Source organism: Vibrio sp. CB1-5, assembly GCF_059412285.1.
On record NZ_JBJHPB010000002.1, the window covers coordinates 32,604 to 59,364 of the forward strand.

The following is a 26,761-nucleotide window of genomic DNA, read 5'->3' on the forward strand; positions in this document are numbered from 1 at the left end:
AAATTAAGGCGATGCGACGAAGGAGCCTGCCAGCCGTACCGCCCCTTAATAAGCGGGGCGCGTAGCTGGGAGGGATAAGCTTTTGATTTAAATCTAAAGCAACTGCTTCAACCGATACAACTCTTCCAACGCCTGACGCGGCGTTAAATCATCCGGATTAATCTGCGCTAACGCTTCTTCCACTTCACTCGGCTCTGGGATCAAGCTCAATTGATTGGCAATATCCACCTTTGGCGATTCTGCTCGCGCAGGAATCTGACCAATTTGCTCTAGCTGCGTTAGTTTTTGGCGCGCGTTCTTAATCACCGCTTTTGGCACGCCAGCAAGGCCAGCTACGGCAAGACCGTAGGACTTACTTGCGGCGCCTTCTTGTACCGCGTGCATAAAGGCAATCGAGTCACCATGCTCCACCGCATCCAAATGAACATTGGCAAGGTTTGGCAACTGATTTGGCATCTCAGTGAGCTCAAAATAGTGTGTTGCAAACAGCGTCATAGCACCCACTTTGGTCGCTAACCATTCTGCACTTGCCCAAGCGAGCGATAGGCCATCGTAGGTACTGGTGCCGCGGCCAATTTCATCCATCAGCACTAAGCTGTTTTGAGTAGCATTGTGCAAGATATTGGCGGTTTCTGTCATCTCAACCATGAAGGTCGAGCGACCAGAGGCAAGATCATCAGAGGCGCCAATACGAGTAAAGATACGATCCAAGGAGCCAATTTCAGCAGACTCTGCAGGCACGTAACAACCGATGTGCGCCATGAGCGCAATGAGTGCGGTTTGGCGCATATAAGTCGATTTACCACCCATGTTTGGACCGGTAACGATCAGCATCTTACGTTCTGGGTTGAGCGCTATTGGGTTGGCAATAAACGGCTCATCCATGACTTGCTCAACCACTGGGTGACGGCCTGACTGAATCTGAATACCTGCTTTTTCAGTTAATGTTGGTCGGCAGTAATCTAGGCTTTCTGCGCGCTCAGTTAAGTTTTGCAGTACATCGAGCTGGGACAAAGCGGACGCTAGGTTTTGGAGCTGCTCTAGGCTTGGCAGTAGCAAATCAAACAGTTCTTCCCATAGCTTTTTCTCTATGGCGAGTGCTTTTGATTTTGAGTTCAATACCTTATCTTCGTGCTCTTTGAGCTCTGGAATAATGTAGCGCTCGGCATTTTTCAACGTTTGACGACGAACGTAATGCGGCGGCACAAGGTGGCTCTGACCACGGCTCACCTGAATGTAGAAGCCGTGAACATTGTTGTAGCCAACCTTAAGGGTGTCGATACCGTGACGGTCACGCTCATCGTGTTCAAGTTTGTCTAGATAGGCCGTTGCGCCGTTGGCAAGATCACGCCACTCGTCTAGCTCTGCATTGTAACCATCGGCAATCACACCACCATCTCGAATCACAACAGGCGGGTTGTCTTTAATGGCACGCTCAAGCAGCTCGGCCATAGAGTCCATTGGTGCAGAGAATTCCGCGAGCTGCTTGAGGTACGGGTGTACGACAGTCTCTAGGCTCATTGCCAGTTCAGGCAACTGTTGCAGTGCGCTGCGCAGGCGTGCCATGTCACGGGGTCTTGCTGAGCGCAGTGCCAATCTTGCTAGGATACGTTCAATATCGCCGATCTGTTTAAGGGTTGGCGCTAGCTCTGCGTAAAGGGCATCTTGCTTGATCTCAGAGATCGCATCTAGGCGATAGTTCAGCGTTTTTTGGCAGCGCATTGGCTGGTGGATCCAGCGCTTGAGCATACGGCTACCCATGGCCGTTGCAGTATGATCGAGCACTTCAGCGAGTGTATTATCATGACCGCCAGAGAGATTTTGCGTGAGCTCTAGGTTACGTCTTGTTGCAGCATCAAGGATCACAGATTGATCTTGGCTATCTAATGTCAGTGAGCGAATATGAGGCAAAGCAGTTCTTTGAGTGTCTTTGACGTATTGGATCAAACAGCCTGCGGCGCAAAGTCCGAGCTCACACTTCTCTACACCAAAACCCACCAGGTCTTTGGTACCAAATTGTTGGTTCAGCTGCTGCCTAGCAGTATCGATTTCAAATTCCCAAACCGGACGGCGGCGATTGCCATTGCGATTGGCCATAATGCCAACCGGTTCAAAGTCTTCAGGGAATAGAAGTTCTTTTGGCGCTGTGCGCTGCAACTCGGCCAACATCGCTTCTTCACTACGAGGTTCACAAAGTTGAAAACGACCAGAGGTAATGTCTAGCGTGGCATAGCCAAATTTACCGTTTTGGTGGTAGATTGCGGCAATCAGGTTATCGAGTCGTTCTGAGAGTAGAGCTTCGTCAGAGACGGTACCCGGTGTGACGATACGAACAACTTTTCTTTCTACCGGCCCTTTGCTGGTCGCCGGATCGCCCACTTGTTCGCAAATCGCGACCGACTCACCAAGCTGCACCAGTTTGGCAAGGTAACCTTCGACAGCGTGAAAAGGGACACCCGCCATTGGAATGGGTTCACCCGCAGAAGCACCACGCTTGGTTAGCGAGATATCAAGCAATTGCGATGCGCGTTTGGCATCATCGTAAAACAGCTCGTAAAAGTCGCCCATGCGATAGAACAGCAAAATATCTGGGTTTTCGGCTTTTAGCTTCAGATACTGCTGCATCATTGGTGTGTGTTTTTGTTCCGCTTTCACTGTCACTTCTTTGCTACTGGTTTTCGTTGCCGCCTAGGATACGTGAAAGCAGCGAGAGCGAAAAGAGCAGAGTCTTTAATGATGCTCGTTAACATGATGTCACGTCACAGTTAGCCTTAATTTGAGGCGAGGAGTAGGGGAAATGCAAAACCTATCTGAATTAAGTACGCAATTGGGTCAGCTATTACAACAAGGCGATCAGGTTCTGGTTACAGCCGAGTCATGCACAGGCGGTGGCGTTGCCACAGTTATTACGGATATTGCTGGTAGCTCGGTCTGGTTTGATCGTGCTTTTGTTACCTATAGCAACGATGCCAAAATGGAAATGCTTGGTGTGCGTTCAGAAACGCTTGGTCAATACGGCGCGGTCAGTGAGGCTGTGGTTGTGGAAATGGCGCAAGGCGCACTCAAGCATTCAAGTGGCACATTGAGCGTCGCAATCAGTGGTATTGCTGGTCCGGGAGGGGGTAGCGAGGATAAGCCCGTAGGTACGGTCTGTTTTGCTTGGGCTTCCTCTGTCGGCTGGCAAAAAGTAGAAACGTGTCTGTTTGCAGGTGATCGAGCTGCAGTGCGCAGTCAAGCCGTCTGGCATGCCTTAACGATTTTGCTTGACCATGTGACTGACGAAGAGCCATATAGCTAATCACACTGGGTGTTCAAATGAGTCTTGGTTTTTTGCTAAACGTATGGAAATTAACAGACTCTTTTAGAACTCACATCAAGGTCACAAAAAAATCTTCATACAGGTATGGACACTGTATGAATCAACAGTATAATGAAACACATCTTGCGGCGTATTGAACACGTTGCTCACCTAATTAAAACAGCTCAAGCACGTAAGTTGCCTAAAGCGTATATCCGTAAAGGATAGTTGTGGAGAAAGTAATGGACGAGAATAAACAGAAGGCGTTAGCCGCTGCATTAGGTCAGATTGAAAAGCAATTTGGTAAAGGCTCAATTATGCGCCTTGGTGATAACCGTACCATGGACGTTGAAACTATTTCAACCGGCTCACTTTCTCTAGATATCGCGCTGGGTGCTGGTGGCCTGCCAATGGGTCGTATCGTTGAGATCTACGGTCCTGAGTCATCAGGTAAGACAACGCTTACCCTTGAGTGTATTGCTGCGGCTCAAAAAGCAGGTAAAACCTGTGCATTTATTGATGCTGAGCACGCACTTGACCCTGTGTATGCGAAGAAGTTAGGTGTTGATATCGACGCGCTATTGGTGTCTCAGCCAGATACTGGTGAGCAAGCACTTGAGATCTGTGACGCACTAGCACGCTCTGGCGCGATTGACGTCATGGTTGTTGACTCGGTTGCAGCACTGACACCAAAAGCAGAAATCGAAGGCGAGATGGGCGATAGCCACATGGGCCTGCAAGCTCGCATGCTTTCTCAAGCAATGCGTAAGCTAACTGGTAACCTAAAGCAGTCTAACTGTATGTGTATCTTCATCAACCAAATCCGTATGAAGATTGGTGTGATGTTCGGCAACCCAGAAACGACTACTGGTGGTAACGCACTTAAATTCTACGCATCTGTTCGTCTTGATATCCGCCGTACTGGTTCTATCAAAGAAGGCGACGAAGTGGTGGGTAACGAAACTCGCATCAAAGTGGTTAAGAACAAGATTGCCGCACCATTTAAGCAAGCGGAAACGCAAATTCTTTACGGTCAAGGATTCAACCGTTACGGTGAGCTGGTTGACCTAGGTGTTAAGCATAAGCTAGTTGAGAAAGCGGGCGCTTGGTATAGCTACAATGGCGACAAGATTGGTCAAGGTAAAGCGAACGCGTGTAAGTTCCTACGTGAGAACCCTGAAGCGGCGCAAGCGATTGATAGCAAGCTACGTGAACTGCTGCTAACACCAGCACTTCCTGAAGAAGCGGAAACCGGTGAAGCGCCGGCAGAAGAGCTATAAATCTTCATCTGAATGAAACAAAGCCCTGCAATGCGGGGCTTTGTTGTATCTGTTATCTTATCAAGCCATTAGTTTTTATGTATCAACGAAAGCCACCGACGCTATCAGCCAATGAAGCGGCCATCCAATTACTAAGCCGCCGCGATCACGGTGAGTACGAACTGTATCAAAAGCTTAGTTTCAAAGGCTATGAAGAGTCGGAGATCGAGGCCGCGATTGAGCTGTGTAAGTCTTACGGTTACCTCGATGATCTGCGCTTTGCAAAAAGCCAAGTGCGCCAACATATCTACAAAGGCCATGGCGAGCGCCGTATTCGTCAAGAGCTGAATCAAAAACGTGTCACAGAGTCAGTGGTTAATGAAGCCATGATGGAAGAGGAAGTCGATTGGTTTGAGCTGGCTAAAACCACGGCGGAGAAAAAGTTCCGTCACGGAAAAGCGAGCGATACTAAGGAATATGCCAAGCAAGTACGATTTTTACAGTACAGAGGCTACTCTTTTGAGCAGATAAACTACGCGTTGGACTCGCTAGAAACTGAATAAACGCCGCACGGGAGAGCCTGCAACTGCTTGTCCTAACTTGAATAAAGTGTCATTTCCTTACCTTTAATGCCTTTTTTACTAGAAGACTAGGCGAATCCTTACTCATGGGGTTACAATATGTCCCCAAAATCTAACTCGAATTATTTCAGGAAGAGCTGCATGTACATGAGCACAGACGAGGTTCGCAACGCGTTCCTTAAGTTCTTTGAGAGCAAAGGGCACCAAATCGTAGACAGTTCATCGTTGGTTCCACACGATGACCCAACTCTGCTTTTCACTAACGCCGGTATGAACCAGTTTAAAGACTGTTTCCTTGGCCTAGAGAAGCGTAACTACACTCGTGCCACTACGGCCCAGCGTTGTGTTCGCGCTGGTGGTAAGCACAACGACCTTGAGAACGTTGGCTTCACTGCTCGTCACCACACTTTCTTTGAGATGCTGGGTAACTTCAGCTTCGGTGATTACTTCAAAGAAGATGCCATCAGCTTTGCTTGGGAATTCCTAACAGAGACGCTAAAACTGCCAAAAGATCGTCTGCTTGTAACGGTTTATGAAACGGATGACGAAGCATTCGAGATTTGGAACAAGCAAGTAGGCGTTCCTGCCGACCGCATCGTTCGTATCGGCGACAAAGAAGGCGGTAAAGCATACGAGTCAGACAACTTCTGGCAAATGGGTGACACTGGTCCTTGTGGTCCATGTACAGAAATTTTCTATGATCATGGTGAGCATATCTGGGGTGGTCGCCCTGGTACTCCGGAAGAAGACGGTGACCGCTTCATCGAGATCTGGAACAACGTATTTATGCAGTTCAACCGTCACGCTGACGGTACAATGGAGCCGCTACCAAAACCATCGGTAGATACGGGTATGGGTATCGAGCGTATTTCTGCAATCATGCAGGGCGTTCACTCAAACTACGAAATCGATGTGTTCCAAACGCTAATCAAAGCAGCGGCAGAAGTGATCGGCTACGAAGATCTTTCTAACCAATCACTTCGCGTTATTGCTGACCACATTCGCTCGTGTTCATTCCTTATCGTTGACGGCGTAATGCCATCAAACGAAGGCCGTGGTTACGTGCTTCGTCGTATTATCCGTCGTGCAGTACGTCACGGTAACAAGCTTGGCGCACAAGGTGTCTTCTTCTACAAATTGGTTGGCACACTAGTATCAGTAATGGGTACGGCAGGTGAAGAGCTTAAGAAGCAACAAGCCGTTGTGGAAAAAGTACTGCGCATCGAAGAAGAGAACTTCGGTCGTACTCTTGAGCGTGGTATGACAATCTTGACGGAAGCACTTGATAGTCTTGGCGACGAGAAAGTGCTAGACGGTGAAACGGTATTCAAACTTTACGATACCTACGGCTTCCCAGCTGACCTGACTAACGATGTGGCTCGTGAGCGCGAGTTTGCTATCGATGAAGAAGGTTTTGAGAAAGCAATGGAAGCTCAGCGTCAACGTGCGCGTGAAGCTGGCCAATTTGGCACTGATTACAACGCTGCGATCAAAGTTGACACTGACACTGAGTTCTGTGGTTACACAGGCTCAGAAGGCAACAGCACAGTAGCAGCAATGTTTGTTGAAGGCAATGAAGTGGAAGCACTGTCTGCTGGTGACAAAGCGATTGTGGTTCTTGAAGAAACGCCGTTCTACGCAGAGTCTGGTGGTCAATGTGGTGATGCTGGCGTTCTGAAAACATCAGCGGGTCTATTTAAAGTAGAAGACACTCAAAAGCTAGGTAATGCGATTGCACACCACGGTGAGCTGGTTGAAGGCGTACTTGCTAAGGGCGATAAAGTAGCAGCGACTGTAGATGCAGAGCGCCGTGCAGCTATCTCGCTAAACCACTCGGCTACGCACTTGTTACATGCAGCACTGCGTCAAGTTCTAGGTGAGCACGTAACGCAGAAAGGCTCACTAGTGAAGCCTGACAACCTACGTTTTGACTTCTCTCATCTTGAAGCGATGACTAAAGCGGAAATCAAACAAGTTGAGCGCTTAGTAAACGCACAGATCCGTACTAACCACGTGATCGAAACAAACGTCATGGATATTGAGTCTGCGAAAGCAAAAGGTGCAATGGCCCTGTTTGGTGAGAAGTACGACGATGAAGTTCGCGTTCTTTCAATGGGCGAGTTCTCAACCGAGCTTTGTGGTGGTATCCACGCAAGCAGCACTGGTGATATTGGTCTATTTAAGATCACTTCTGAAGGTGGTATCGCTGCGGGTATCCGTCGTATTGAAGCGGTAACCGGTGAAGCGGCTTTGGATGCGATTGAAGCGACAGCTGCGCAGTTTGAGGCAAAACTTGGCGATGCGGCAAGCAAAGCGAAGTCTCTAGAAAAAGAGATTGCTCAGCTTAAAGATAAGCTAGCAGCGGTAGAAAGTGCCAATATCATGGGCAAAGTAGAAGAGATTGCTGGTACTCAGGTATTAGTAGCGGCTCTTGAAGGGGCAGATAGCAAAAACCTACGTACTATGATGGACAACGCTAAGAACCAAATGGGCAGCGGTATTGCGTTCATTGCAAACGTTGCTGATGGCAAAATTGGTTTGATTGCGGGTGTAACTAAAGATCTGACTGGCAAAGTGAAGGCGGGCGATCTTGTTAAGATGGTGGCTGAGCAAGTTGGCGGTAAAGGTGGCGGTCGCCCAGATATGGCGCAAGCAGGCGGCACCGATGTCGATGCACTACCAGAAGCACTGCAGTCTATTCGTGGTTGGTTAGAAGAACGTCTATAACGCTCTGAATCAACAATGAAAATGCCCAATCAATGTATGTTGATTGGGCATTGTTGCTTTAGGTCACTACTTATTCAGTGTATCAATTGCATACTATAACGCGGCACACAAATTTAATAGGTGAGGCAATCCGCGTCGCCTATCTATAAGGAGCGGCCTTGATGGTCGCGGTTTCAAAATCTGACAACTCACGTTGTCTTGGGAAGGTGAAGACTGGTGAAAAGACCACTAATCGTACAAAAGTTCGGTGGAACTTCTGTTGGCTCTGTAGAACGCATTCGTAACATCGCAGAGCAGGTAATTCGTGCAAAACAAACAGGCAAACAGGTCGTTGTAGTTGTCTCTGCAATGTCAGGAGAAACCAACCGCTTGGTGGACTTGGCTAAACAGGTTGATAGTGTCCCAAATGCCCGTGAACTTGATGTGCTTCTATCGGCCGGAGAGCAAGTTTCAATGGCATTGCTTTCTATGGCTTTAAATAAGCTAGGGCATGCTTCGGTATCGCTGACCGGAGCACAAGCGCAGATTACGACCAACAGTCGCCACAACAATGCCACGATTAGTCACATCGACACCTCTGTTATCGACCAGTATTTAGACCAAGACAAAATTGTCATTGTTGCCGGTTTTCAGGGCGTCAATGAACATGGTGACATCACTACGTTGGGTCGCGGCGGCTCTGATACTACCGCGGTCACTCTAGCTGGTGTTCTTAATGCTGAAGAGTGCCAAATTTATACCGACGTCGATGGTGTCTACAGCTGTGATCCTCGCGTAGTGAAAAGTGCCATCAAATGGCCAGAAATTGATTTTCCTACTATGCACGAAATGGCGCGCAAAGGCGCGAAAGTATTGCACCTACCTTGCGTAAGTTACGCTTGGCAACATCAGGTTCCGCTGCGCGTGTTATCAAGCTTTGAGTCAGGACAGGGCACTTTGGTGGTTGGCGAACAAGCGAAAGCACAGGTTCAAGGGGTTGCATTGAGAAAGCAGATGCGTCTGCTCAAAATTGCCAAATCCCATGTCGATGTGGTCGACAAACAGAAAGAGATGCTCGGTGTGGATGAAGCTGAATGGCTGCACGATGAGCACTTTAGTCAGCTTTTGCTCAAGTCAGACTGTTCTGACAGGCTTAAACTGGTGATTGAAAATAAACTCGTTGCGGAACAAGACGTCGCCTTAATTACAATGATTGGTGCTGAGGCCATAGCGCAAGCGTCACAATATCAACAACTTCTCAACCATTCAGACATATCTGTTCTACACTTTTGTGAGGATAAACACTCAATTACATTGGTAATAGAGCCTGAAGCTATCGACAAAGCGGCAGTCGTACTGCATGATAACACCATTATCACCAGTGGAACCGTCGTGGAATATGTGAAGCACGTACATTTGGGGTAAATACTTTTCATAAGAGAGTTTACGAAAATATAACTTTTGTTTGATAATAAGTTTCGTAGCAAGATAATTAGAGACTACTCAAGGAGCTAAGAATGCTGATTTTGACTCGCCGTGTTGGTGAAACGTTGATGATTGGTGATGAAGTCACTGTTACTGTATTGGGTGTAAAAGGCAACCAAGTTCGCATCGGTGTGAATGCTCCGAAAGAAGTATCCGTGCATCGTGAAGAGATCTACATGCGCATTCAAGCGGAAAAGGGAAATGGTAACGTTGCTTCTGGCAACTACTAATTCTAACCGAGAGGGCTGGCACATTGCTGGCCTTTTTGTTGGGTGAAATTCGCCATAAACTCGTGGCACTAGGGTGAATTTTGATTAGGAAAGCTACGATTAAATGGTGGTTTGGTTAATTTGCCAACGCTTAGTCTGTTTTTTCCTATTTTTGCCAAGAAAATGTTTGACTTATTTTTGGTAAATCGTAATATGTGCCTCCGCAAGACGGTGAGGTGGCCGAGAGGCTGAAGGCGCTCCCCTGCTAAGGGAGTATACGGTTTATAGCCGTATCGAGGGTTCGAATCCCTCCCTCACCGCCATTCTTGCATTGTGTTGTATAACACTGTTCTTATTGAACATATTGCGCGCTCGTAGCTCAGCTGGATAGAGTACCTGGCTACGAACCAGGCGGTCGAAGGTTCGAATCCTTCCGAGCGCGCCATTTCTCTCTTCGGAAAGAAATACATGCGGTGAGGTGGCCGAGAGGCTGAAGGCGCTCCCCTGCTAAGGGAGTATACGGTTTATAGCCGTATCGAGGGTTCGAATCCCTCCCTCACCGCCATTTATTGACTGTTTAAGTCAATTTTTTTGTTCAAAAAGAAAATAAATGTGATATGCTTCACATCCTTGCGCGCTCGTAGCTCAGCTGGATAGAGTACCTGGCTACGAACCAGGCGGTCGAAGGTTCGAATCCTTCCGAGCGCGCCATTCTCTCTTCTTTGTAGGGAATGCCCTTTGGGAAAGGAGTTTCTCTTTTAGAGAAAAAGGGTAATGCCCTGTAACGTCAAATGACAATGCGAAAACTTATTGCGCGCTCGTAGCTCAGCTGGATAGAGTACCTGGCTACGAACCAGGCGGTCGAAGGTTCGAATCCTTCCGAGCGCGCCATTCTCTCTTTGAGAGGCACTTTCTTTTTAAGAGATAGTGGAAGCCCAAGCATCGTTAAATGACAATACGAAAATTTGTTGCGCGCTCGTAGCTCAGCTGGATAGAGTACCTGGCTACGAACCAGGCGGTCGAAGGTTCGAATCCTTCCGAGCGCGCCATTCATTCTACTTTGTAGAGAAAAGGGCAATGCCCTGCAGCGTCGTCTGACAATGCGAAAACTGTTGCGCGCTCGTAGCTCAGCTGGATAGAGTACCTGGCTACGAACCAGGCGGTCGAAGGTTCGAATCCTTCCGAGCGCGCCATTTTCTTTCTTTATAGAGGCTTAGGGTAATGCCCTGCAACGTCATCTGACAATGCGAAAACTTGTTGCGCGCTCGTAGCTCAGCTGGATAGAGTACCTGGCTACGAACCAGGCGGTCGAAGGTTCGAATCCTTCCGAGCGCGCCATTCTTTAAAAAAACCTCGCTTAGGCGGGGTTTTTTATTAACAAAAATTCATCATATCAATAACCTTATTATTACAACGTAATGTTTTTAAAGGAAAAATTGCGGTAATTTTAAGCGTGTCCCAGTTTTTCAACTTTAGTTTGTTTATGTTGAAACCTTAGGTCAGGTCATAGTATGAAGTTCTGCATAACTTGAAATGCACCGCAAATTGTCGTGCGCATCATAGTTTTTCATTCGAATGACGTTTTAATGACCGTGTTAGATTAAACAAAATTGACAAAATTTCACCAATCGAGATAATCCTAGACCTCTTGCAATGGATCAATGCAAGACCATTGCCAGTCAATCAGTGCGCAGTGACGCCACAGACAATGATTGATTAACTTGTCAGGATGACAAAGAAAGGACGCAACATGACTAATATTGGAAGCCTGCTAGGAGATGCAGCCACCCTAATGCTGACGGGTATGGTTGTCGTATTCGTTTTCCTAACAATCCTCGTTTATCTCGTTCGGTTAATGTCGAAACTGGTACCACAAGAAGTGCCGGAGCCGATCGCAGTTCCTACTCAAAATACAATACAACAATCCCCCTCAAATGGCGTTAGTCCGAATGTGGTTGCAGCAATTTCTGCCGCTGTACACCAATACCGCACGTCGGCCGCTAAATAGATTGAGTTAAAAGTTTAAAAAGGAGTTTATGAGCATGTCTAAACCACTCGCTATCACGGACGTGGTACTTCGTGACGCCCACCAGTCTCTGTTTGCAACACGCATGCGTATCGAAGATATGTTGCCGATTGCCGCAGAGCTCGACAAAGTTGGCTACTGGTCTTTGGAAACGTGGGGGGGAGCAACCTTTGACGCGTGTATCCGTTTTCTAGGGGAAGATCCTTGGGAGCGCTTGCGTGAGCTGAAAAAAGCCATGCCGAACACGCCAATGCAAATGCTGCTCCGTGGTCAAAATCTTTTAGGCTACCGACACTATGCGGATGACGTGGTTGAAAAGTTTGTTGAGCGTGCTCATGCAAACGGCATGGATGTGTTCCGTATCTTTGATGCGATGAACGACGTTCGTAACTTCGAAAAAGCCGTGAAAGCTGCGGTTGATGTAGGCGCACATGCGCAGGGGACTCTGTCGTACACCACAAGCCCAGTCCACAACATAGATACTTGGGTAGACCTAGCTAAACGCCTAGAAGATTTAGGCTGTCACTCGCTATGTATTAAAGATATGTCAGGCCTGCTGAAGCCATACGAAGCAGAAGAACTTATCTCACGCATTAAAGCGTCATGTGAAGTGCCATTAGCGCTTCACTGTCACGCGACAACCGGTCTATCTACTGCTACAGCAGTGAAAGCTGTTGAAGCCGGTATAGATATTCTCGATACCGCGATCTCTTCAATGAGCCAAACCTACGGTCACACGCCAACAGAAACAGTTGTAGCTATGCTACAAGGCACTGAGCGTGATACCAACCTGAAACTAGAGCAGATCGAGCCGATCGCGGCTTACTTCCGTGAAGTACGTAAGAAGTACGCAAAATGGGAAGGCCAGCTCAAGGGCGTTGATTCACGCATCCTGATTGCTCAGGTACCAGGCGGCATGCTGACCAATATGGAAGGCCAGCTTAAAGAGCAAGGTGCGGCCGATCGCATTGATGAAGTTCTAGAAGAGATCCCACGCGTGCGTGAAGATCTGGGCTTCATTCCTCTCGTTACACCGACCTCTCAAATCGTTGGTACCCAAGCGGTGATCAACGTGCTTACTGGTGAGCGCTACAAGAGCATTACCAAAGAAACAGCGGGTGTACTCAAAGGCGAATACGGCAAAGCACCAGCAGAAGTGAATGCTGAGCTACAAGCGAAGGTACTCGATGGCGGTGAAGCAATCACTTGTCGTCCAGCGGACCTTCTGGAAGCTGAGCTTCATACACTCACCGATGATTTGCTACAAAAAGCGAAAGCGGATGGCATTTCTCTGGCTGAAGACACTGTGGACGATGTTCTTACTTACGCACTTTTCCCACAAGTTGGTCTTAAGTTCCTGAAAAATCGTCATAACCCAGATGCATTTGAACCAGCACCAGGTAAAGAAGAAGCGAAACCAGCAGCAGCTCCTGCGACATCAGCTCAAGGCATTGAAGCCTACAGTGTGAAAGTCGATGGTCAGGTTTACGATGTTGAGGTCGGCCCTAAAGGCGAACTGACGTCTGTAACGCCAGCTCAAGCTCCGGCAGCAGCGGCAGCTCCAGCACCTGCGGCAACCAATGTTGAAGCGGTAGCGGCGCCACTTGCGGGTAACATCTTCAAAGTAAACGTTGCTTCTGGTGCGCAAGTTCAAGAAGGTGACGTGCTACTTATCTTAGAAGCAATGAAGATGGAAACCGAAGTTCGCGCAGCGCAAAGTGGCGTGGTTCAAGATGTACACGTGAAAGAAGGTGACGCTGTTGTTGTTGGCGCGCCTCTCGTTAGCTTAGCGTAAGGGAGTACCATGGAAGGATTGATGACCCTATGGTCAGAAACAGGGATCGCTAACTTTGAATTCGGCCAGATCTGCATGATCATGGTCGGGTGCACCTTGCTGTTCTTAGCGATCCGCAAGGGTTTTGAACCTTTGCTGCTTTTGCCTATCGGCTTTGGTGCGATCCTAGCGAACATTCCAAATGCTGGCTTTACTGAGCCGGGTGGTTTGCTTTACTACGTCTACTACATTGGTATTGAGTCAGGGGTATTTCCTCTGCTTATCTTTATGGGTGTAGGGGCAATGACGGACTTTGGCGCCTTGATTGCCAACCCAAAAACCTTATGGTTAGGGGCGGCGGCGCAGTTTGGTATCTTTGCTACCTTGTTTGGTGCGATTTTGCTGAACTACGTACCGGGTATGGAGTTCTCCATGCAGGACGCAGCGTCTATCGCTATCATTGGTGGTGCCGATGGTCCGACGGCTATCTTCTTGGCAAGTCGTCTCTCTCCTGATTTGCTGGGCGCGATTGCGGTTGCGGCATACAGCTACATGGCATTGGTGCCGATCATTCAACCACCAATCATGAAAGCGTTAACGACTCCAGAAGAACGTACCATCAAAATGGCTCAGCTTCGTCATGTCAGCAAAGGGGAAAAAGTTCTGTTCCCTCTTGCGGTATTGTTGATGACGATTTTGTTCCTACCATCAGCCACACCACTTGTCGGTATGTTCTGTTTGGGTAACTTGATGCGTGAGGCTGGTGTGGTCGATCGCCTTTCAAAAACGGCTCAAAATGAGCTTATCAACATCGTTACCATTTTCTTAGGTTTAGGTGTTGGTTCTAAGCTTCAAGCTGAAGAGTTCTTGAACTTCGAAACGCTCGGTATCTTGGCACTCGGCGCTGTGGCATTCAGTATCGGTACTGGTGCTGGCGTTATGATGGCGAAGCTTCTCAACAAGTTTTCGAAAGAAGACATTAACCCACTTATTGGCGCAGCAGGGGTATCTGCGGTGCCGATGGCGGCACGCGTAGTGAACAAGGTTGGCCTGCAAGCGAACCCGCAAAACTTCCTACTGATGCACGCTATGGGACCAAACGTTGCTGGCGTTTTAGGTTCAGCGGTAGCCGCGGGTATCTTGTTGGCGCTCGTTGGCTAATCGATTAGCGATAAGCTGATATTCGAAGGGAAGCGAAAGCTTCCCTTTTTGCTTTGTTATGGCACTAAAACGTGAACATAGCCGATAGCTAAAGTGATTGAATTTGTTACATACTTGCTATTGAACGATGAAAAGATAATCTAGACTCATGGATGGAAATCGTTACTATGAAGTCATAGTCAGGAAGAGGAAGCTGCAATGAAGTGTAAACAGGTCGTGATTCCAGAGTTTGGTGCCGCAGAGGTTTTAGCGTTTCAGGAAATCGAAATCCCACAGCCACAGGCTGGGGAAGTGTTGGTGAAAGTGGCGTATTCAGGGATCAATCCGATTGATGTGAAAACTCGTGCTGGACTTGGCTGGGCAGCCGCCGAGAACAAAGACAACCTTCCTTGGGTTCCTGGCTATGATATTGCGGGTACGATTGAAGGGTTAGGTGAAGGCGCGGCACAGTTTGAGGTTGGTGAAGAGGTTGTGGGCTTTATTGGTTTCCCAGTGCGTGGTGGTGGTTACAGCCAGTATGTGTGCGTCCCTGAATTGGAGCTGATTCCCGTTCCAAACTCTGTCGCTCTTGAAGCGGCTGCAGCCTTGCCTTTAGCCGGACAAACCGCAGCACAGGCTATCAATAAAGCACAAGTTCAAGAAGGCGAGCGTGTGCTCATTCTGGCTGGTGCTGGTGGCGTTGGTCACATCGCCGTGCAGATTGCCGTCGCAGCAAAAGCGGAAGTGTATACCACCTGTAGCGAACGGAATTTAGATTACTTGGCTACGCTGGGTGCACATGCCATCAACTATGAGTTTGCACCGGCCTCTGAGCGTTTGAGCGGTGTTGATGTACTGATCGATCTGGTTGGCGGCGATACTGCGTTGGATGCGCTCAAATGTCTAAAAGACAATGCTCGTGTTGTCACTATTCCTACTATCACAGCGGAAATGGTATGCGAAAAAGCCAAACTGCTTGGTTTTGAAGCTAGTGGCATGCTGGTATCGCCAGATGCTAAGCAGATGGAAACATTGCTATATATGGTGGGTGTTGGATTGTTGAAGACAGAGATCCAGCACGTTTACCCTTATCAACAAGTGGTTGAGGCTCATCTGCAAGTCGAAACCAGCCGTACACGCGGTAAAGTACTTCTTAATATGCAATGCTAGAAACATTCTCTCAATATCTCGCGGAGTCTTGGTTCGCCAACTCCGCTCTCGCTGTTCTTTTTATCTCAGGTTTTTTAAGTGCCACGCTATTGCCTGGTGGGTCGGAAGCAGGATTAGTCGCAACACTGAGCCTACAACAGTACTCGCCCGTATGGGTAATAGTTGTCGCCACGATAGGTAACACGTTAGGCGGCCTGACCAACTATTGGATAGGAATTTGGCTGCCGAATCGAACTCAAAACGAGAAGCACGGTCATAAAGCCATAGCTTGGCTGCAAAAGTATGGTTACTGGAGCTTATTGTTCAGTTGGTTGCCTGTGATTGGCGACCCGCTCTGTTTAGCGGCCGGTTGGCTAAGAATGAAATTTCTTCCCTGCGTTATTTTGATAGCCATAGGTAAGGCACTGCGCTATATCGCGCTGACTGCTATTTTCTATGGACTATTCTAGTTTTCTCGATCTTTTAAGGAGCTCTTATGAGAAAGATCTGGCTCGGCTTGCTGTCGGTCGTTTTTGTTTACGGTTGTAGTAATAGCGACGTTTCGACTCAAACAGCGAGTGCACTTCCTCCCGGTATTACCCTTGTTGAGGAAATGAAAGCCGATCCCGATAGGGTGATGATCCCGTACTCTAAGTACAAGTTGGATAATGGCCTAACGGTGATCTTAGCGCCCGATGATTCAGATCCCTTGGTGCATGTAGACGTGACCTATCATGTTGGCTCGGCGCGTGAAGAAATTGGTAAATCGGGTTTCGCTCACTTCTTTGAACATATGATGTTCCAAGGCTCTGAGCATGTGGGCGACCAGCAGCACTTTAAGATCATTACGGAAGCGGGCGGTACCCTAAATGGCACGACGACCAGAGATCGAACCAACTACTTTGAAACCGTACCTTCAAACCAGTTAGAGAAGATGCTATGGCTGGAAGCGGATCGCATGGGCTTCTTACTGGGCGCGGTTTCGCAGCGTAAATTCGAAATTCAGCGTGATACGGTGAAAAACGAGCGTGCACAGAACTTTGATAATCGTCCTTATGGCTTAATCTGGGAGCGCATGGGCGAAGCTATGTTCCCAGAAGGTCACCCGTATTCTTGGCAGCCTATCGGCTACGTTGAGGATCTTGACCGTGTGAACGTGAATGATTTGAAAGCCTTTTTTCTACGCTGGTATGGGCCAAATAATGCGGTATTGACCATTGGTGGCGACATTGATAAAGCGCAAACCTTAGAGTGGATTCATAAATACTTTGGCACCATCCCTGAGGGGCCAAGCGTCGAGAAAGCACCTAAGCAGCCAGCAGTATTGCCAGAAGATCGCTATATCACTCTAGAGGATCGCATTCGTCAGCCAATGGTGGTGATCGGTTGGCCAACGACAAGCTATCGCGGTGCGGACGACCAAGTTGTACTCGATGCCATGGCGGACGCCATTGGTGGCGGCACCAATGGTTTGCTGTATCAAAAGCTGATTAAACCCCAAAAAGCACTCGATGCTGGTGCATTCAGCGATTGTAACGAGCTGGCTTGTAACTTTTATGTTTACGCGATGGGCGCATCCACTGATAAGGACGGCCTAAAGTCGCTTTACAATGACTTACTCGCTACCTTGGATGAGTTTGAAAAGCAAGGCATCAGTGAAGAGCGTTTGCAGCAAATCAACGGCCTTTCTGAAGCTGGTGCCGTATATGCGTTAGAAAGTGTTAAGGGTAAGGTCACTCAGCTGGCCGCGAATGAAACCTTTTATGGCAAGCCTGATCGCATTGAGCAAACACTAGAGCGAATTCGTGCAGTCACTCCAGAGGCGGTAAGCGCGGCCTACCAAACGTTTATCGAAGACAAGCATAAGGTCACACTCAGCGTCGTGCCGAAAGGGCGCACTGACATCGCAGTGCAACCTGCAACATTCGTAACGCCAGCGCGCACGCTGCCAGAGTATAAAGAAGTGACCGAAGCGGATCTTGATTTCCGTCGTCCAGTGGATAGCTTTGATCGCAGTGTCATGCCAGAAGTGGCAGAGGCTGTAAGTGCGAAAATGCCAGAGCTGTACGAAGTGCACTTTGATAATGGCAGTGAACTGCTAGGTACTGAAACGTCCGAAATACCAACGGTAGAGATCCATTTCCAACTACCGGCAGGCAGTCGCTATGTGCCAGAAGGCAAAGAAGGACTCGCAGGGCTAACCGCTTCGATGATGGAAGAGAGCACGACAACTCGCACGGTTGAGCAGCTACAAGCCGAACTTGACCGTTTAGGCAGTCAGATTGGATTTAGCGAAGGGGCATATACCACGCGTATCTCTGTTTCTGCGCTGGAGCGAAATCTACCGCAAACACTCACTCTTCTTGAAGACATGCTATTTAACCCAGCTATGAAGCAAGAAGACTTCGAACGCCTTAAAGCACAAACGCTTGAAGGTTTGGTTTATCAACACCAAAAACCAAGTTGGATGGCTTCGCAAGCAACCCGCGATGTGCTTTATGGCGACAGTGTATTTGGCCGCTCTTCAGACGGCAGCAATGCCTCGATTTCATCTATTACCTTGGATGACGTCAAAGCGTTTTATCGCGGGCACTACACACCACAAGGAGCACAAATTGTCGTGGTGGGGGATATCTCTAAGGAGCAAATTACTGACCAGCTAGCGTTTTGGTCGCTATGGCACGGGGAAGCAGCGCCGCTGATTGATCCAGAAGTCATCCCTTCTTTGGCTGGCCAGAAGATCTACTTGGTAGATAAGCCTTCAGCGCCGCAAAGTATTGTTCGTATGGTACGTCAAGGTTTGCCGTTTGATGCCACGGGTGAGCTCTACCTAAGTCGCTTGGCTAATTTTAACTTGGCTGGCAACTTTAATAGCCGTATCAACCAGAACCTAAGGGAAGATAAAGGTTATACCTATGGTGCGAGTGGCTACTTTGCAAGTAATCGAGAGGTCGGTGCGATTGTGTTTAGTGCGCAAGTTCGTGCTGACGCTACACTCGCCTCGCTTGAAGAGATGATTGCAGAGCTGAAAAACTATAGTGATAAAGGTATGACGGACGAAGAGCTGGCATTTATGCGCCTCGCCGTTGGGCAGCAAGATGCATTGACGTATGAAACGCCGAGTCAAAAAGCCAGCCTGCTTTCGTCGATTTTAACCTATAGTTTGGATAAGGATTACCTGAAGCAGCGTAATGACATTGTTGCCACCGTTGATAAATCGACGCTGAATGCGCTGGCGACGAAGTGGTTTGACCCTAGCCAATACCAATTGATAGTGGTGGGCGACGCTAAGCGTTTGAAGCCACAGTTAGAGAAACTGAATATTCCAATTACAGAGCTTGAAATCTCTCAATAATATAACCATATAGTGGGAATAGGTGATTTAGCGGACACAACGTAGCGTTCGCTAATACATCCGCTTTTCAATTGGAATAACAAACTATAAGCGAATCGCATTGTGACTAAATTTGCTCAGCGACTGGATCAAGTTGCTAAACATCAGGCCGTGTTCAAAGAGTTCGGACGCGGAGTGGAGCGGGAATCGCTGCGTTACACCGACGATGGTCGATTGGCGACAACGCCTCACCCTAAGTCGTTAGGCTCAGCCTTCACTAATGAATACATCACCACGGACTTCTCTGAGTCTCTTCTGGAATTCATAACGCCAGTATCACGTGATGTCGACACGCTGATTAATCAGTTATCCGATATTCATCACTTCACACAAACCAAACTGGGTAACGAGAAGCTATGGCCGCTGTCAATGCCTTGCTATGTTGGCTCAGAAGACGATATTGAGTTAGCGCAGTATGGCACGTCCAACTCGGGTCGTATGAAGACGCTATACCGTCAAGGTCTTAAGCATCGTTACGGAAGCTTGATGCAGATTATCTCTGGTGTGCACTTTAACTTCTCATTCCCTGAGTCGTTCTGGGATGCATTGTTCGGTGAGCAAGATGAGAAAACACGTCAAGATGCGAAGTCGAAAGCTTACTTTGGTTTGATTCGAAACTATTACCGCTTCGGTTGGTTGATCCCGTATTTCTTTGGTGCATCTCCTGCTATTTGCTCATCGTTCCTACAAGGTAAAGAGACTAAGCTGCCATTTGAAAAAGTGGGCGGCACCTTGTATTTACCAAAAGCGACCTCATTGAGATTGAGCGATCTGGGTTACACCAACAGTGCACAAAGCGCATTAAAGATTGGCTTTAACAGCCTTGACCAGTATCTGGAAGGACTGAACCAAGCGATTCATACACCATCACAAGACTTTGCCAAAATTGGCGTCAAAGTCGATGGTGAGTATCGTCAGCTGAACGATTATGTGCTGCAGATTGAAAACGAGCTATACGCGCCAATTAGACCTAAGCGTGTGGCGAAAAGTGGTGAAAAACCATCAGAGGCACTGTCTCGTGGTGGCGTTGAATACATAGAGGTTCGCTCGCTGGACGTGAACCCATATAGCCCAATTGGCATTACCGCTGAGCAAATTCGTTTCCTTGACCTGTTCCTAACTTGGTGTGTACTGAAAGATTCCGAGCCAATGGATGATTGTGAACTCGCATGCTGGCGTGAAAACTGGAACAAGGTGATCGTCGAAGGCCGTGAGGTTGGACTGCAGCTACAAATTGGTTGTGATGGTGAAGTACTTGATATCCAATCTTGGGTCAAACGTGTCTTTACCGATCTTCGTGGTATCGCGAAGCATATGGATGCGGCGCACGGTGGCAACGAGTACAGCGCGGTGTGTGATAAGCTTGAGGCATGGAATGAAAACCCTGAGTTGTCGATTTCGGGTCAGCTACTGGCGAAAACCAAAGAGCTAGGTGGACTCGGTAAAGTGGGCTGCGAATTGGGTAAAGAGTACCGTCAGAAGAACCTTTCTCACGAGTACAAAACGTATTCGACTCAAGTCATGGAAGATGAGGTAACGCGCTCGGTTGCTGCTCAGTTGAGTATTGAATCGGCAGATAGTGTCAACTTCGATGACTTCTTGTCGGATTACTTTGCTTATCTATCACCGGAGCAAGCCCAGGTCGCGAACTAAGCTTACCTACTGAAGTTGCACAGCGCTACTGCGCCACTTACAATCACGCTAAAGACATAGTTCTTATAGACACGGCTCTTAAAGACACAGTTCTCACGGTCTTAATCCAAGGTTGGAGCCGTGAGTAAACCAAGGAGAAAATATCATGCCACTACTGGATAGCTTTACGGTAGACCACACTAAAATGCACGCTCCAGCGGTACGCGTTGCGAAAACAATGCAAACCCCTAAAGGCGATACAATTACGGTTTTCGACCTACGTTTTACTGCCCCAAACAAGGACATTTTGTCTGAGCGTGGTATTCACACCCTAGAGCACCTATATGCTGGCTTCATGCGAGCACACCTAAATGGTGATCAGGTTGAGATCATCGATATCTCTCCAATGGGTTGCCGCACAGGCTTTTACATGAGCTTGATTGGTACACCATCAGAACAGCAAGTCGCTGATGCTTGGCTAAATGCGATGCAAGACGTACTGAAAGTCGAGAGCCAGAATAAGATCCCTGAGCTTAACGAATATCAGTGTGGTACTGCAGCGATGCACTCACTGGATGAGGCGAAAGCGATCGCTGAAAAGATCATTGAAGCGGGTATTCAAGTGAATAAGAATGATGAACTTGCTTTGCCTGAGTCTATGTTGCAACAGCTGAAAGTAGACTAATTGACTTAGGTCGCTTTGAGTAGAAAGGCGGCTAGCGGAAATTAAAAAGGATGGCATTTGCCATCCTTTTCTGTTTTTAAATCTGATTTAAGCCCACTGCGCCTCAAACCAGCTCTCTAGGATCACAACTGCTGATTGGCAATCGACATTGCCTTTTGACAACGCTTTGTAGCCACCCATCTCAAACAATTCTGAGCGAGCTTCGGCTGTAGACAGCCTTTCATCGTGCATTTCAACTTGGTAACCGAAACGGCCATGAACGCGGTTAGCAAACTTTTTAGCGCGTGCAGTAATGTCTTCAAGCGCTTTACCGCGCACATCCGTTGGCAAGCCAACAACGATGAGATCAGGTTGCCACTCTTTGAGTGTTGCTTCGATGTCATCCCAGTTGGGGATACCGTCTTTGGCTTTGAACGCCTTTAGTGGACTTGCTGTGCCGGTGACCTCTTGGCCGATGGCGCTACCAATACTTTTGGTTCCGAAATCGAAAGCAACGATGGTTCTGGATGTCATAAATTCTCTGTTTGTGAAGGCTATGTTCTTATAAAAACGAGGGCTTTGCGTAATACAGTCTATGCGTGACCGACGTCCGCTGAGAGCTGAGCGATGTCGAACCCTAACATACCCACGGCACTACTCCAACGCTCTTCCACTGGAGTGTCAAAGATAACGCTTGGATCGGCCTCTATGGTGAGCCATGAGTTTTCAGCCAGTTCCGTTTCCAGCTGCCCTGCGCTCCAGCCCGAGTAACCTAGGGCGACGATATAGTTGTCAGGCTGAGCATCGGTACCGAGTACCGCCAAAATGTCTTTGGATGTTGTGACTGAAACTCGGTCGGTGATCTGAATGCTAGACTGATACTGATCTTTAGGATTGTGCAGGATAAAACCGCGATCCTCGGACACGGGGCCACCGTTCAGTACGGGCTCGTCGAGGCTCTTACTATGCGAGGTTTGTGAAGCGATAGGGAGTTCAACTTGTACTTGCTTAAGCATGTTTGCGACAGTCACATCAATAGGGGTGCTGATCATGATACCCATGGCGCCCTCATCATTGTGCTCGCACACGTAAATCACGCTGCGCTGAAAGTAGGGATCTTTCATCCCTGGCATGGCAACGAGAAAGTGATTAGCTAAGTTCATACTCGTCTCTCCCTATCTACATCCACGAGTGGCTATTTGCCTAGACGACGCTCGATAGCATCCATTAGCTTGCCGGTAATAGAGATGTCAAAGGCGGCTTCGATTTCACGAATACACGTTGGGCTGGTCACGTTGATTTCTGTCAGTTTGTCACCAATAACATCCAATCCTACAAAGATTAAGCCTTTCTCCTTTAAAGTGGGAGCAACAGCCTCGGCAATTTGCTTGTCTGTCTCACTTAAGGGACGAGCTTCACCACGGCCGCCAGCAGCGAGGTTACCGCGGGTTTCACCTTTGGCTGGGATGCGTGCTAGGCAGTAAGGCATTGGTTCGCCATCAACAACGAGAATACGCTTGTCACCATTACTGATATCAGGAACGAACGTTTGTGCCATCGCATAGTTTTGGCCGTGATTGGTCAGCGTTTCGATGATCACTGAAACGTTTGGATCATCTTGCTTAACACGGAAGATAGAAGCGCCACCCATACCATCGAGTGGTTTTAGGATCACATCACCATGTTGGTCACGGAACTGCTTAATCTTCTCGGCTTTGCGCGTCACAATCGTAGTTGGTGTCAGTTCTGGGAACCACGCAGTGAATAGCTTTTCGTTACAGTCACGCAAGCTTTGAGGCTTGTTGACGATAAGCGTCCCTTTTTCTTCTGCACGCTCTAGGATGTAGGTCGCGTAGATGTATTCGGTGTCGAACGGAGGATCTTTACGCATCAGCACAGCATCAAGCTCTGACAGTTCAATGGTTTGCTCTGAGGTAAATTCGTACCAGCCGTTTGGATCTTCTTTGAGTTTTACGACTTTGGTGTCGGCAACGGCAGTGCCTTGATCTAGGTGCAGGTCATTCATTTCCATGTAGTGGATTTCATAACCGCGACGCTGGGCTTCCAGCATCATTGCAAAACTAGAGTCTTTCTTGATGTTGATGGATGAAATTGGATCCATCACGATACCGAGTTTGAGCATTGTTTTTCTCCCGTTAACCTAAATCGCCAAAGCGTACTTGAAGTGCCGTTATCGCCGTAAGCGCAGCCGTTTCTGTTCTCAGTACACGAGGACCAAGCAGGGTTTCTTCGAATTGATATTGTTCCGTCATTTCAATTTCTTGCGCTGATAATCCGCCCTCTGGACCGATAAGTAGACGAACCTTTTGCACCGGCTCTGGCAAGGTATTGATTGAATATTTGGCTCTTGGATGAAGGTTGAGCTTGAGCGCGTCAGATCGTTCTGCACACCACTCTTCAAGTGACATGATCGGACGAATCACTGGAATCGTGTTACGACCGCATTGCTCGCAGGCACTGATGGCGATTTTTTGCCACTGTTGTAGCTTCTTCTCAAAACGTTTGGCATCGAGCTTAACGCCGCAACGTTCTGAGATGAGTGGAGTGATGGTGTTGACGCCCAGTTCGACCGATTTTTGAATGGTGAATTCCATCTTGTCGCCACGAGAAATGACTTGTCCGAGATGCAGATCGAGCGGTGACTCGATACTGACCGCGATTTTCTCGCGGATCTCGACATCAACGTTTTTCTTGCCAACGCTAGTAATAGTCGCTGGAAATTCATGACCGCTGCCATCAAACAGCAGTACCTCTTGACCTTCTTTCATACGTAACACTCGGCCGATGTGTCCTGCGGCATCATCACTGAGCGCAAGTGTGCCCAAAGATTGAATCGTTTCAGGGTGATAGAGTCGAGGTATACGCATAACAATTTCCAAACAACAAACAGTATTGAGGTATAAGATGGATGCCAGCCCTCGAAATTACAAGGGCTTGGCGTCGGATTTAACTAGGATTTTTACACGCCTGTGCAACGAACGGATTATCGTTGCCTTGAATGCGCTTAATACGTTCGTTACGGGTGCACTCCCAAGCATCGACCGGGTAGGTTTTATTCCACGCATTCATGATCTGTGTCTGCTGTTTAGAGAGCTTAAAGCCATATTCTTGGCTCATATAAAGGTAGGTACGAGCGATAGAGCCACGCGCGCGATCCGGCGGCATGACTTTGCGCTGCTTAAAGTTCACCTGCATCTCACAGCGGCCGTAACTGACCCCATCCATGCCATTCCATTGTGAAAAGTTGTAGTTGGAACGGTCACCATTTACCTCACCGATCGCTGGCGTTAGGTTGTGCAGGTCGGCTTCCATGAGTTTGAATTGCTTGTCGTTACGGGTGCAGTTTTTGCGTCCGCCTTGTTGCCAACATTGTCGCTGGTGGCCAAATTGCCAGGCAGGTACCACATGCTCCCATTCGATGCGACTGGCACGTTTTTGTTGTTTACGAACTTGATAGCCGCAAGCGGATAGGTCAGGGGTGCCTTTTTTACCTTGCCATTGAATATCGCAGCCACAGTAAAAACTGATCGGGTGGTCGGCATAGATCTTAACTGCCTCTTTCTTGGCTTTGCTAAAGCTACTTGGCGGTGCACTGAGAACAGTAGTGGGCAGAGTGGCGACCAACAAACAGGCCGAAATGAAAAGCTGACGGATCATAGCAAGGTCTACAAAAGGTTGAGATAACCTAGTGTAACTCGCAAAAAAGACCTTAGCTATTGATAGTTAGATCATGAAGCTAGCTTAGCTGCGTACCAGTAAACTCAATAGTATCCCCGCATTTACGACAGCGATAGCTGGCTTGTTGGCGCATAACTTTGTTGTGGCGGCGAACTGTGACGGCAAAGGTGTCACATTTGCAGCGATATTCGAAAGTCCGTCCTTGTACTGAACTCACATTCAAAGAGTGCGTGGTTTTTGGGGCGATACCAAATACCTGGCTCATAACCATTTGCCACTCTTTGCCGTGTGGGCGTACTCGTCCAAATAACGCATAGGTGATCAAGTGGGCGACTTCATGCGGGATGACTTCTTCCATAAAGTCTTGCTGGTTTTCAGCAAGCAGAACGGGATTGAGGCGCACTTCCCACGATTGCAGGTAGGCTTTACCCGCAGCCTTGCCGCGCAACTTATAGTTTAGGGTAGGGATTGGGAAATCACGCTCAAAATACTGACGAGCTTGCTCTATGCAGCGAGACAGCGTCTTGATAGCTTGATAATGAAGTGGCTCAGAAAGCGAAGCGTCCACGGGGTATAACCTAAAATAAAAAAGCGCCCAAATAGGGCGCCATTCTACTTAAGTTGGCTGAGTATGCCAACGCGTTACACGTGATGTTTCTTCTTGATGGTCTCGTGATAAGCGTGCCATGTACCGTAACCGAGGATTGGCATTGTCACAATCATCCCGATTCCATATGTAGCAAAACCAATCAAGATACCGCCGCAGATAATCAGTGCCCAAACTATCATGGCTGGTACATTGGATTTCACGGCATTAAAGCTGGTGAAGACCGCTGTCATAATGTCGACTCGACGTTCCATCATCAGTGGAATAGAGAACGCTGAGATGGAGAAGATGACCGCCGCAATCACCGCACCAACCACGCTACCGGTAATCAAAAACGGAGCAAACTCGGTGAGTGGCGCACCTTGTACCGACGGATAAAGAGCATGTAGCAGAGCCGCAATTCGCATCCAAAAGATCATGGCTACGGCTAAAAGTATCGCAAACGCCCATTGCGAGGTGGAATTGCGTCCAATCGCTTTCATGGAGTGAAACAGACTCGGCTTGTGACCCTTCTCTCGTTCCCACGCCGCGTCATAGAGACCTAGTGCGAGGAATGGGCCAATTAACATGTATACAACTAGACTTGGCATGATCACTAGATGTGTGCCTTGCCATTGCACGAGCAGCACAATGGCGACCGCCGCAGCTGTAAAGCAGAGCCCATAAAAAGCACTGATGATCGGCATGCGAATAAGGTCATGCAATCCCAGCGCTAACCAATGAAAAGGTGCGGACACACTGAGTTGGTTACATGGAATGGTTTTAGCGTAATCTTGATCCCTGACTTCATGTTTCTTCTGGAAGTCATCAGAATTAACAGTTCGAGGCATATGTCCTCCCTGATTGACAAACTGGCCTTCGTTTTTCTCAGGGCATGGCGCTAATTTTAACGGACACGTCGGGCGTGAGACTTACAGTTATTTCTGTAGTGTCTAGTCATTTTCCGTTGTTAGCGTCTTCCCCTCTTAAGTGCTCTATTTTGCATACGAACAAACCCGTAAAGCGGTCTATTCGCAAGGGCACTTTTGTCTAACTATTGACCGTGTTAGGGGAAAACACAATTTTCAGAAGGGTATTAAATACAAGCCACAAGATAATAAGTTAACACTTTTGTAACAAAGTATTTGAAAAGACAGGA

22 protein-coding genes and 8 tRNA genes are annotated in these 26,761 nt (G+C 48.1%); 22 read left to right on the forward strand and 8 right to left on the reverse strand.

Features of this window, described 5'->3' with window-relative positions; all coding sequences use genetic code 11:
* Positions 1–93: 93 nt before the first annotated feature.
* Positions 94–2,655: a DNA mismatch repair protein MutS gene (mutS, locus tag ACJB0T_RS01660; RefSeq protein WP_479291604.1), complete on the reverse strand. Its 2,562-nt coding sequence runs from the start codon at positions 2,653–2,655 to the stop codon at positions 94–96.
* A gap of 142 nt (positions 2,656–2,797) precedes the next feature.
* Here mutS and pncC point away from each other — a divergent pair, with 142 nt between their 5' ends.
* The 22 genes from pncC to luxS all read left to right on the forward strand — a co-directional run bounded on the left by pncC (position 2,798) and on the right by luxS (position 21,338).
* Complete coding sequence (pncC, locus tag ACJB0T_RS01665) at positions 2,798–3,298, forward strand: nicotinamide-nucleotide amidase (protein ID WP_479291602.1); 501 nt, start codon at positions 2,798–2,800, stop codon at positions 3,296–3,298.
* A 242-nt stretch (positions 3,299–3,540) separates the two neighbouring features.
* Positions 3,541–4,578, forward strand: a complete 1,038-nt coding sequence (gene recA / locus ACJB0T_RS01670; protein WP_042496172.1) for a recombinase RecA — start codon at positions 3,541–3,543, stop codon at positions 4,576–4,578.
* 77 nt (positions 4,579–4,655) lie between these two features.
* Positions 4,656–5,120 carry a recombination regulator RecX gene (gene recX / locus ACJB0T_RS01675; RefSeq protein ID WP_479291600.1) on the forward strand — a complete coding sequence of 155 codons (465 nt, stop codon included), beginning with the start codon at positions 4,656–4,658 and terminating at the stop codon, positions 5,118–5,120.
* A gap of 159 nt (positions 5,121–5,279) precedes the next feature.
* Positions 5,280–7,865, forward strand: a complete 2,586-nt coding sequence (alaS, locus tag ACJB0T_RS01680) for an alanine--tRNA ligase (protein WP_479291599.1) — start codon at positions 5,280–5,282, stop codon at positions 7,863–7,865.
* 216 nt (positions 7,866–8,081) lie between these two features.
* Positions 8,082–9,269, forward strand: a complete 1,188-nt coding sequence (locus ACJB0T_RS01685) for an aspartate kinase (RefSeq protein WP_479291598.1) — start codon at positions 8,082–8,084, stop codon at positions 9,267–9,269.
* Positions 9,270–9,361: 92 nt separating this feature from the next.
* Positions 9,362–9,559 carry a carbon storage regulator CsrA gene (csrA, locus tag ACJB0T_RS01690; RefSeq protein ID WP_004415691.1) on the forward strand — a complete coding sequence of 66 codons (198 nt, stop codon included), beginning with the start codon at positions 9,362–9,364 and terminating at the stop codon, positions 9,557–9,559.
* A 209-nt stretch (positions 9,560–9,768) separates the two neighbouring features.
* A tRNA-Ser gene (locus tag ACJB0T_RS01695) sits at positions 9,769–9,861 on the forward strand.
* Positions 9,862–9,906: 45 nt separating this feature from the next.
* A tRNA-Arg gene (locus tag ACJB0T_RS01700) sits at positions 9,907–9,983 on the forward strand.
* 27 nt (positions 9,984–10,010) lie between these two features.
* Positions 10,011–10,103: transfer RNA gene (locus ACJB0T_RS01705), tRNA-Ser, on the forward strand.
* 69 nt (positions 10,104–10,172) lie between these two features.
* Positions 10,173–10,249: transfer RNA gene (locus ACJB0T_RS01710), tRNA-Arg, on the forward strand.
* Positions 10,250–10,352: 103 nt separating this feature from the next.
* Positions 10,353–10,429 (forward strand) — tRNA-Arg (locus tag ACJB0T_RS01715).
* Positions 10,430–10,510: 81 nt separating this feature from the next.
* Positions 10,511–10,587: transfer RNA gene (locus ACJB0T_RS01720), tRNA-Arg, on the forward strand.
* A 67-nt stretch (positions 10,588–10,654) separates the two neighbouring features.
* Positions 10,655–10,731, forward strand: a tRNA-Arg gene (locus tag ACJB0T_RS01725).
* 68 nt (positions 10,732–10,799) lie between these two features.
* Positions 10,800–10,876 (forward strand) — tRNA-Arg (locus ACJB0T_RS01730).
* A gap of 412 nt (positions 10,877–11,288) precedes the next feature.
* On the forward strand, positions 11,289–11,546 hold the full coding sequence (locus ACJB0T_RS01735) for an oxaloacetate decarboxylase subunit gamma (RefSeq protein WP_479291596.1): 258 nt from the start codon (positions 11,289–11,291) through the stop codon (positions 11,544–11,546).
* Between the two features lie 34 nt (positions 11,547–11,580).
* Positions 11,581–13,359, forward strand: a complete 1,779-nt coding sequence (oadA, locus tag ACJB0T_RS01740) for a sodium-extruding oxaloacetate decarboxylase subunit alpha (RefSeq protein WP_479291594.1) — start codon at positions 11,581–11,583, stop codon at positions 13,357–13,359.
* 9 nt (positions 13,360–13,368) lie between these two features.
* Positions 13,369–14,499 carry a sodium ion-translocating decarboxylase subunit beta gene (locus tag ACJB0T_RS01745; RefSeq protein WP_112460260.1) on the forward strand — a complete coding sequence of 377 codons (1,131 nt, stop codon included), beginning with the start codon at positions 13,369–13,371 and terminating at the stop codon, positions 14,497–14,499.
* 198 nt (positions 14,500–14,697) lie between these two features.
* Entirely contained in the window at positions 14,698–15,648 is a 951-nt protein-coding gene (locus ACJB0T_RS01750) for an NADP-dependent oxidoreductase (protein ID WP_479291592.1), read from the forward strand.
* Positions 15,642–16,097, forward strand: coding sequence for a YqaA family protein (locus ACJB0T_RS01755; RefSeq protein ID WP_479291590.1), 456 nt, complete (start codon positions 15,642–15,644; stop codon positions 16,095–16,097). Before ACJB0T_RS01750 ends, ACJB0T_RS01755 begins: the two co-directional genes overlap by 7 nt.
* Positions 16,098–16,123: 26 nt before the next feature.
* Positions 16,124–18,982, forward strand: coding sequence for a M16 family metallopeptidase (locus ACJB0T_RS01760; RefSeq protein ID WP_479291589.1), 2,859 nt, complete (start codon positions 16,124–16,126; stop codon positions 18,980–18,982).
* A 102-nt stretch (positions 18,983–19,084) separates the two neighbouring features.
* Positions 19,085–20,674 (forward strand): glutamate--cysteine ligase, encoded by a 1,590-nt coding sequence (gene gshA / locus ACJB0T_RS01765; protein ID WP_479291587.1) that lies wholly within the window; start codon positions 19,085–19,087, stop codon positions 20,672–20,674.
* A 145-nt stretch (positions 20,675–20,819) separates the two neighbouring features.
* Complete coding sequence (luxS, locus tag ACJB0T_RS01770) at positions 20,820–21,338, forward strand: S-ribosylhomocysteine lyase (RefSeq protein WP_479291585.1); 519 nt, start codon at positions 20,820–20,822, stop codon at positions 21,336–21,338.
* An 87-nt stretch (positions 21,339–21,425) separates the two neighbouring features.
* On the opposite strand, the gene ruvX is transcribed toward luxS, so the two are convergent.
* The 7 genes from ruvX to ACJB0T_RS01805 form a co-directional block, all read right to left on the reverse strand.
* Positions 21,426–21,851 carry a Holliday junction resolvase RuvX gene (gene ruvX / locus ACJB0T_RS01775; RefSeq protein WP_112478579.1) on the reverse strand — a complete coding sequence of 142 codons (426 nt, stop codon included), beginning with the start codon at positions 21,849–21,851 and terminating at the stop codon, positions 21,426–21,428.
* A 59-nt stretch (positions 21,852–21,910) separates the two neighbouring features.
* Positions 21,911–22,480: a YqgE/AlgH family protein gene (locus tag ACJB0T_RS01780; RefSeq protein WP_479291583.1), complete on the reverse strand. Its 570-nt coding sequence runs from the start codon at positions 22,478–22,480 to the stop codon at positions 21,911–21,913.
* 32 nt (positions 22,481–22,512) lie between these two features.
* Positions 22,513–23,460, reverse strand: a complete 948-nt coding sequence (gene gshB, locus ACJB0T_RS01785; protein ID WP_112460255.1) for a glutathione synthase — start codon at positions 23,458–23,460, stop codon at positions 22,513–22,515.
* A gap of 13 nt (positions 23,461–23,473) precedes the next feature.
* Positions 23,474–24,205 (reverse strand): 16S rRNA (uracil(1498)-N(3))-methyltransferase, encoded by a 732-nt coding sequence (rsmE, locus tag ACJB0T_RS01790; protein ID WP_479291581.1) that lies wholly within the window; start codon positions 24,203–24,205, stop codon positions 23,474–23,476.
* Positions 24,206–24,284: 79 nt separating this feature from the next.
* Entirely contained in the window at positions 24,285–24,995 is a 711-nt protein-coding gene (locus ACJB0T_RS01795; protein WP_479291579.1) for an endonuclease, read from the reverse strand.
* 79 nt (positions 24,996–25,074) lie between these two features.
* On the reverse strand, positions 25,075–25,584 hold the full coding sequence (locus tag ACJB0T_RS01800; RefSeq protein ID WP_479291577.1) for a SprT family zinc-dependent metalloprotease: 510 nt from the start codon (positions 25,582–25,584) through the stop codon (positions 25,075–25,077).
* 74 nt (positions 25,585–25,658) lie between these two features.
* Positions 25,659–26,453, reverse strand: a complete 795-nt coding sequence (locus ACJB0T_RS01805) for a DUF2189 domain-containing protein (RefSeq protein ID WP_479291576.1) — start codon at positions 26,451–26,453, stop codon at positions 25,659–25,661.
* Positions 26,454–26,761 lie beyond the last annotated feature (308 nt).

Bases quoted from the DNA above. Each gene is read 5' to 3' on its own strand.
- oadA (WP_479291594.1), top strand. From the start codon at position 11,581: ATGTCTAAACCACTCGCTATCACGGACGTGGTACTTCGTGACGCCCAC.
- ACJB0T_RS01750 (WP_479291592.1), top strand. From the start codon at position 14,698: ATGAAGTGTAAACAGGTCGTGATTCCAGAGTTTGGTGCCGCAGAGGTT.
- ACJB0T_RS01755 (WP_479291590.1), top strand. From the start codon at position 15,642: ATGCTAGAAACATTCTCTCAATATCTCGCGGAGTCTTGGTTCGCCAAC.
- recX (WP_479291600.1), top strand. From the start codon at position 4,656: ATGTATCAACGAAAGCCACCGACGCTATCAGCCAATGAAGCGGCCATC.
- recA (WP_042496172.1), top strand. From the start codon at position 3,541: ATGGACGAGAATAAACAGAAGGCGTTAGCCGCTGCATTAGGTCAGATT.
- luxS (WP_479291585.1), top strand. From the start codon at position 20,820: ATGCCACTACTGGATAGCTTTACGGTAGACCACACTAAAATGCACGCT.
- pncC (WP_479291602.1), top strand. From the start codon at position 2,798: ATGCAAAACCTATCTGAATTAAGTACGCAATTGGGTCAGCTATTACAA.
- csrA (WP_004415691.1), top strand. From the start codon at position 9,362: ATGCTGATTTTGACTCGCCGTGTTGGTGAAACGTTGATGATTGGTGAT.
- ACJB0T_RS01735 (WP_479291596.1), top strand. From the start codon at position 11,289: ATGACTAATATTGGAAGCCTGCTAGGAGATGCAGCCACCCTAATGCTG.
- ACJB0T_RS01805 (WP_479291576.1), bottom strand. From the start codon at position 26,453: ATGCCTCGAACTGTTAATTCTGATGACTTCCAGAAGAAACATGAAGTC.
- gshB (WP_112460255.1), bottom strand. From the start codon at position 23,460: ATGCTCAAACTCGGTATCGTGATGGATCCAATTTCATCCATCAACATC.
- ACJB0T_RS01745 (WP_112460260.1), top strand. From the start codon at position 13,369: ATGGAAGGATTGATGACCCTATGGTCAGAAACAGGGATCGCTAACTTT.
- rsmE (WP_479291581.1), bottom strand. From the start codon at position 24,205: ATGCGTATACCTCGACTCTATCACCCTGAAACGATTCAATCTTTGGGC.
- alaS (WP_479291599.1), top strand. From the start codon at position 5,280: ATGTACATGAGCACAGACGAGGTTCGCAACGCGTTCCTTAAGTTCTTT.
- ACJB0T_RS01795 (WP_479291579.1), bottom strand. From the start codon at position 24,995: ATGATCCGTCAGCTTTTCATTTCGGCCTGTTTGTTGGTCGCCACTCTG.
- ACJB0T_RS01760 (WP_479291589.1), top strand. From the start codon at position 16,124: ATGAGAAAGATCTGGCTCGGCTTGCTGTCGGTCGTTTTTGTTTACGGT.
- ACJB0T_RS01780 (WP_479291583.1), bottom strand. From the start codon at position 22,480: ATGAACTTAGCTAATCACTTTCTCGTTGCCATGCCAGGGATGAAAGAT.
- ruvX (WP_112478579.1), bottom strand. From the start codon at position 21,851: ATGACATCCAGAACCATCGTTGCTTTCGATTTCGGAACCAAAAGTATT.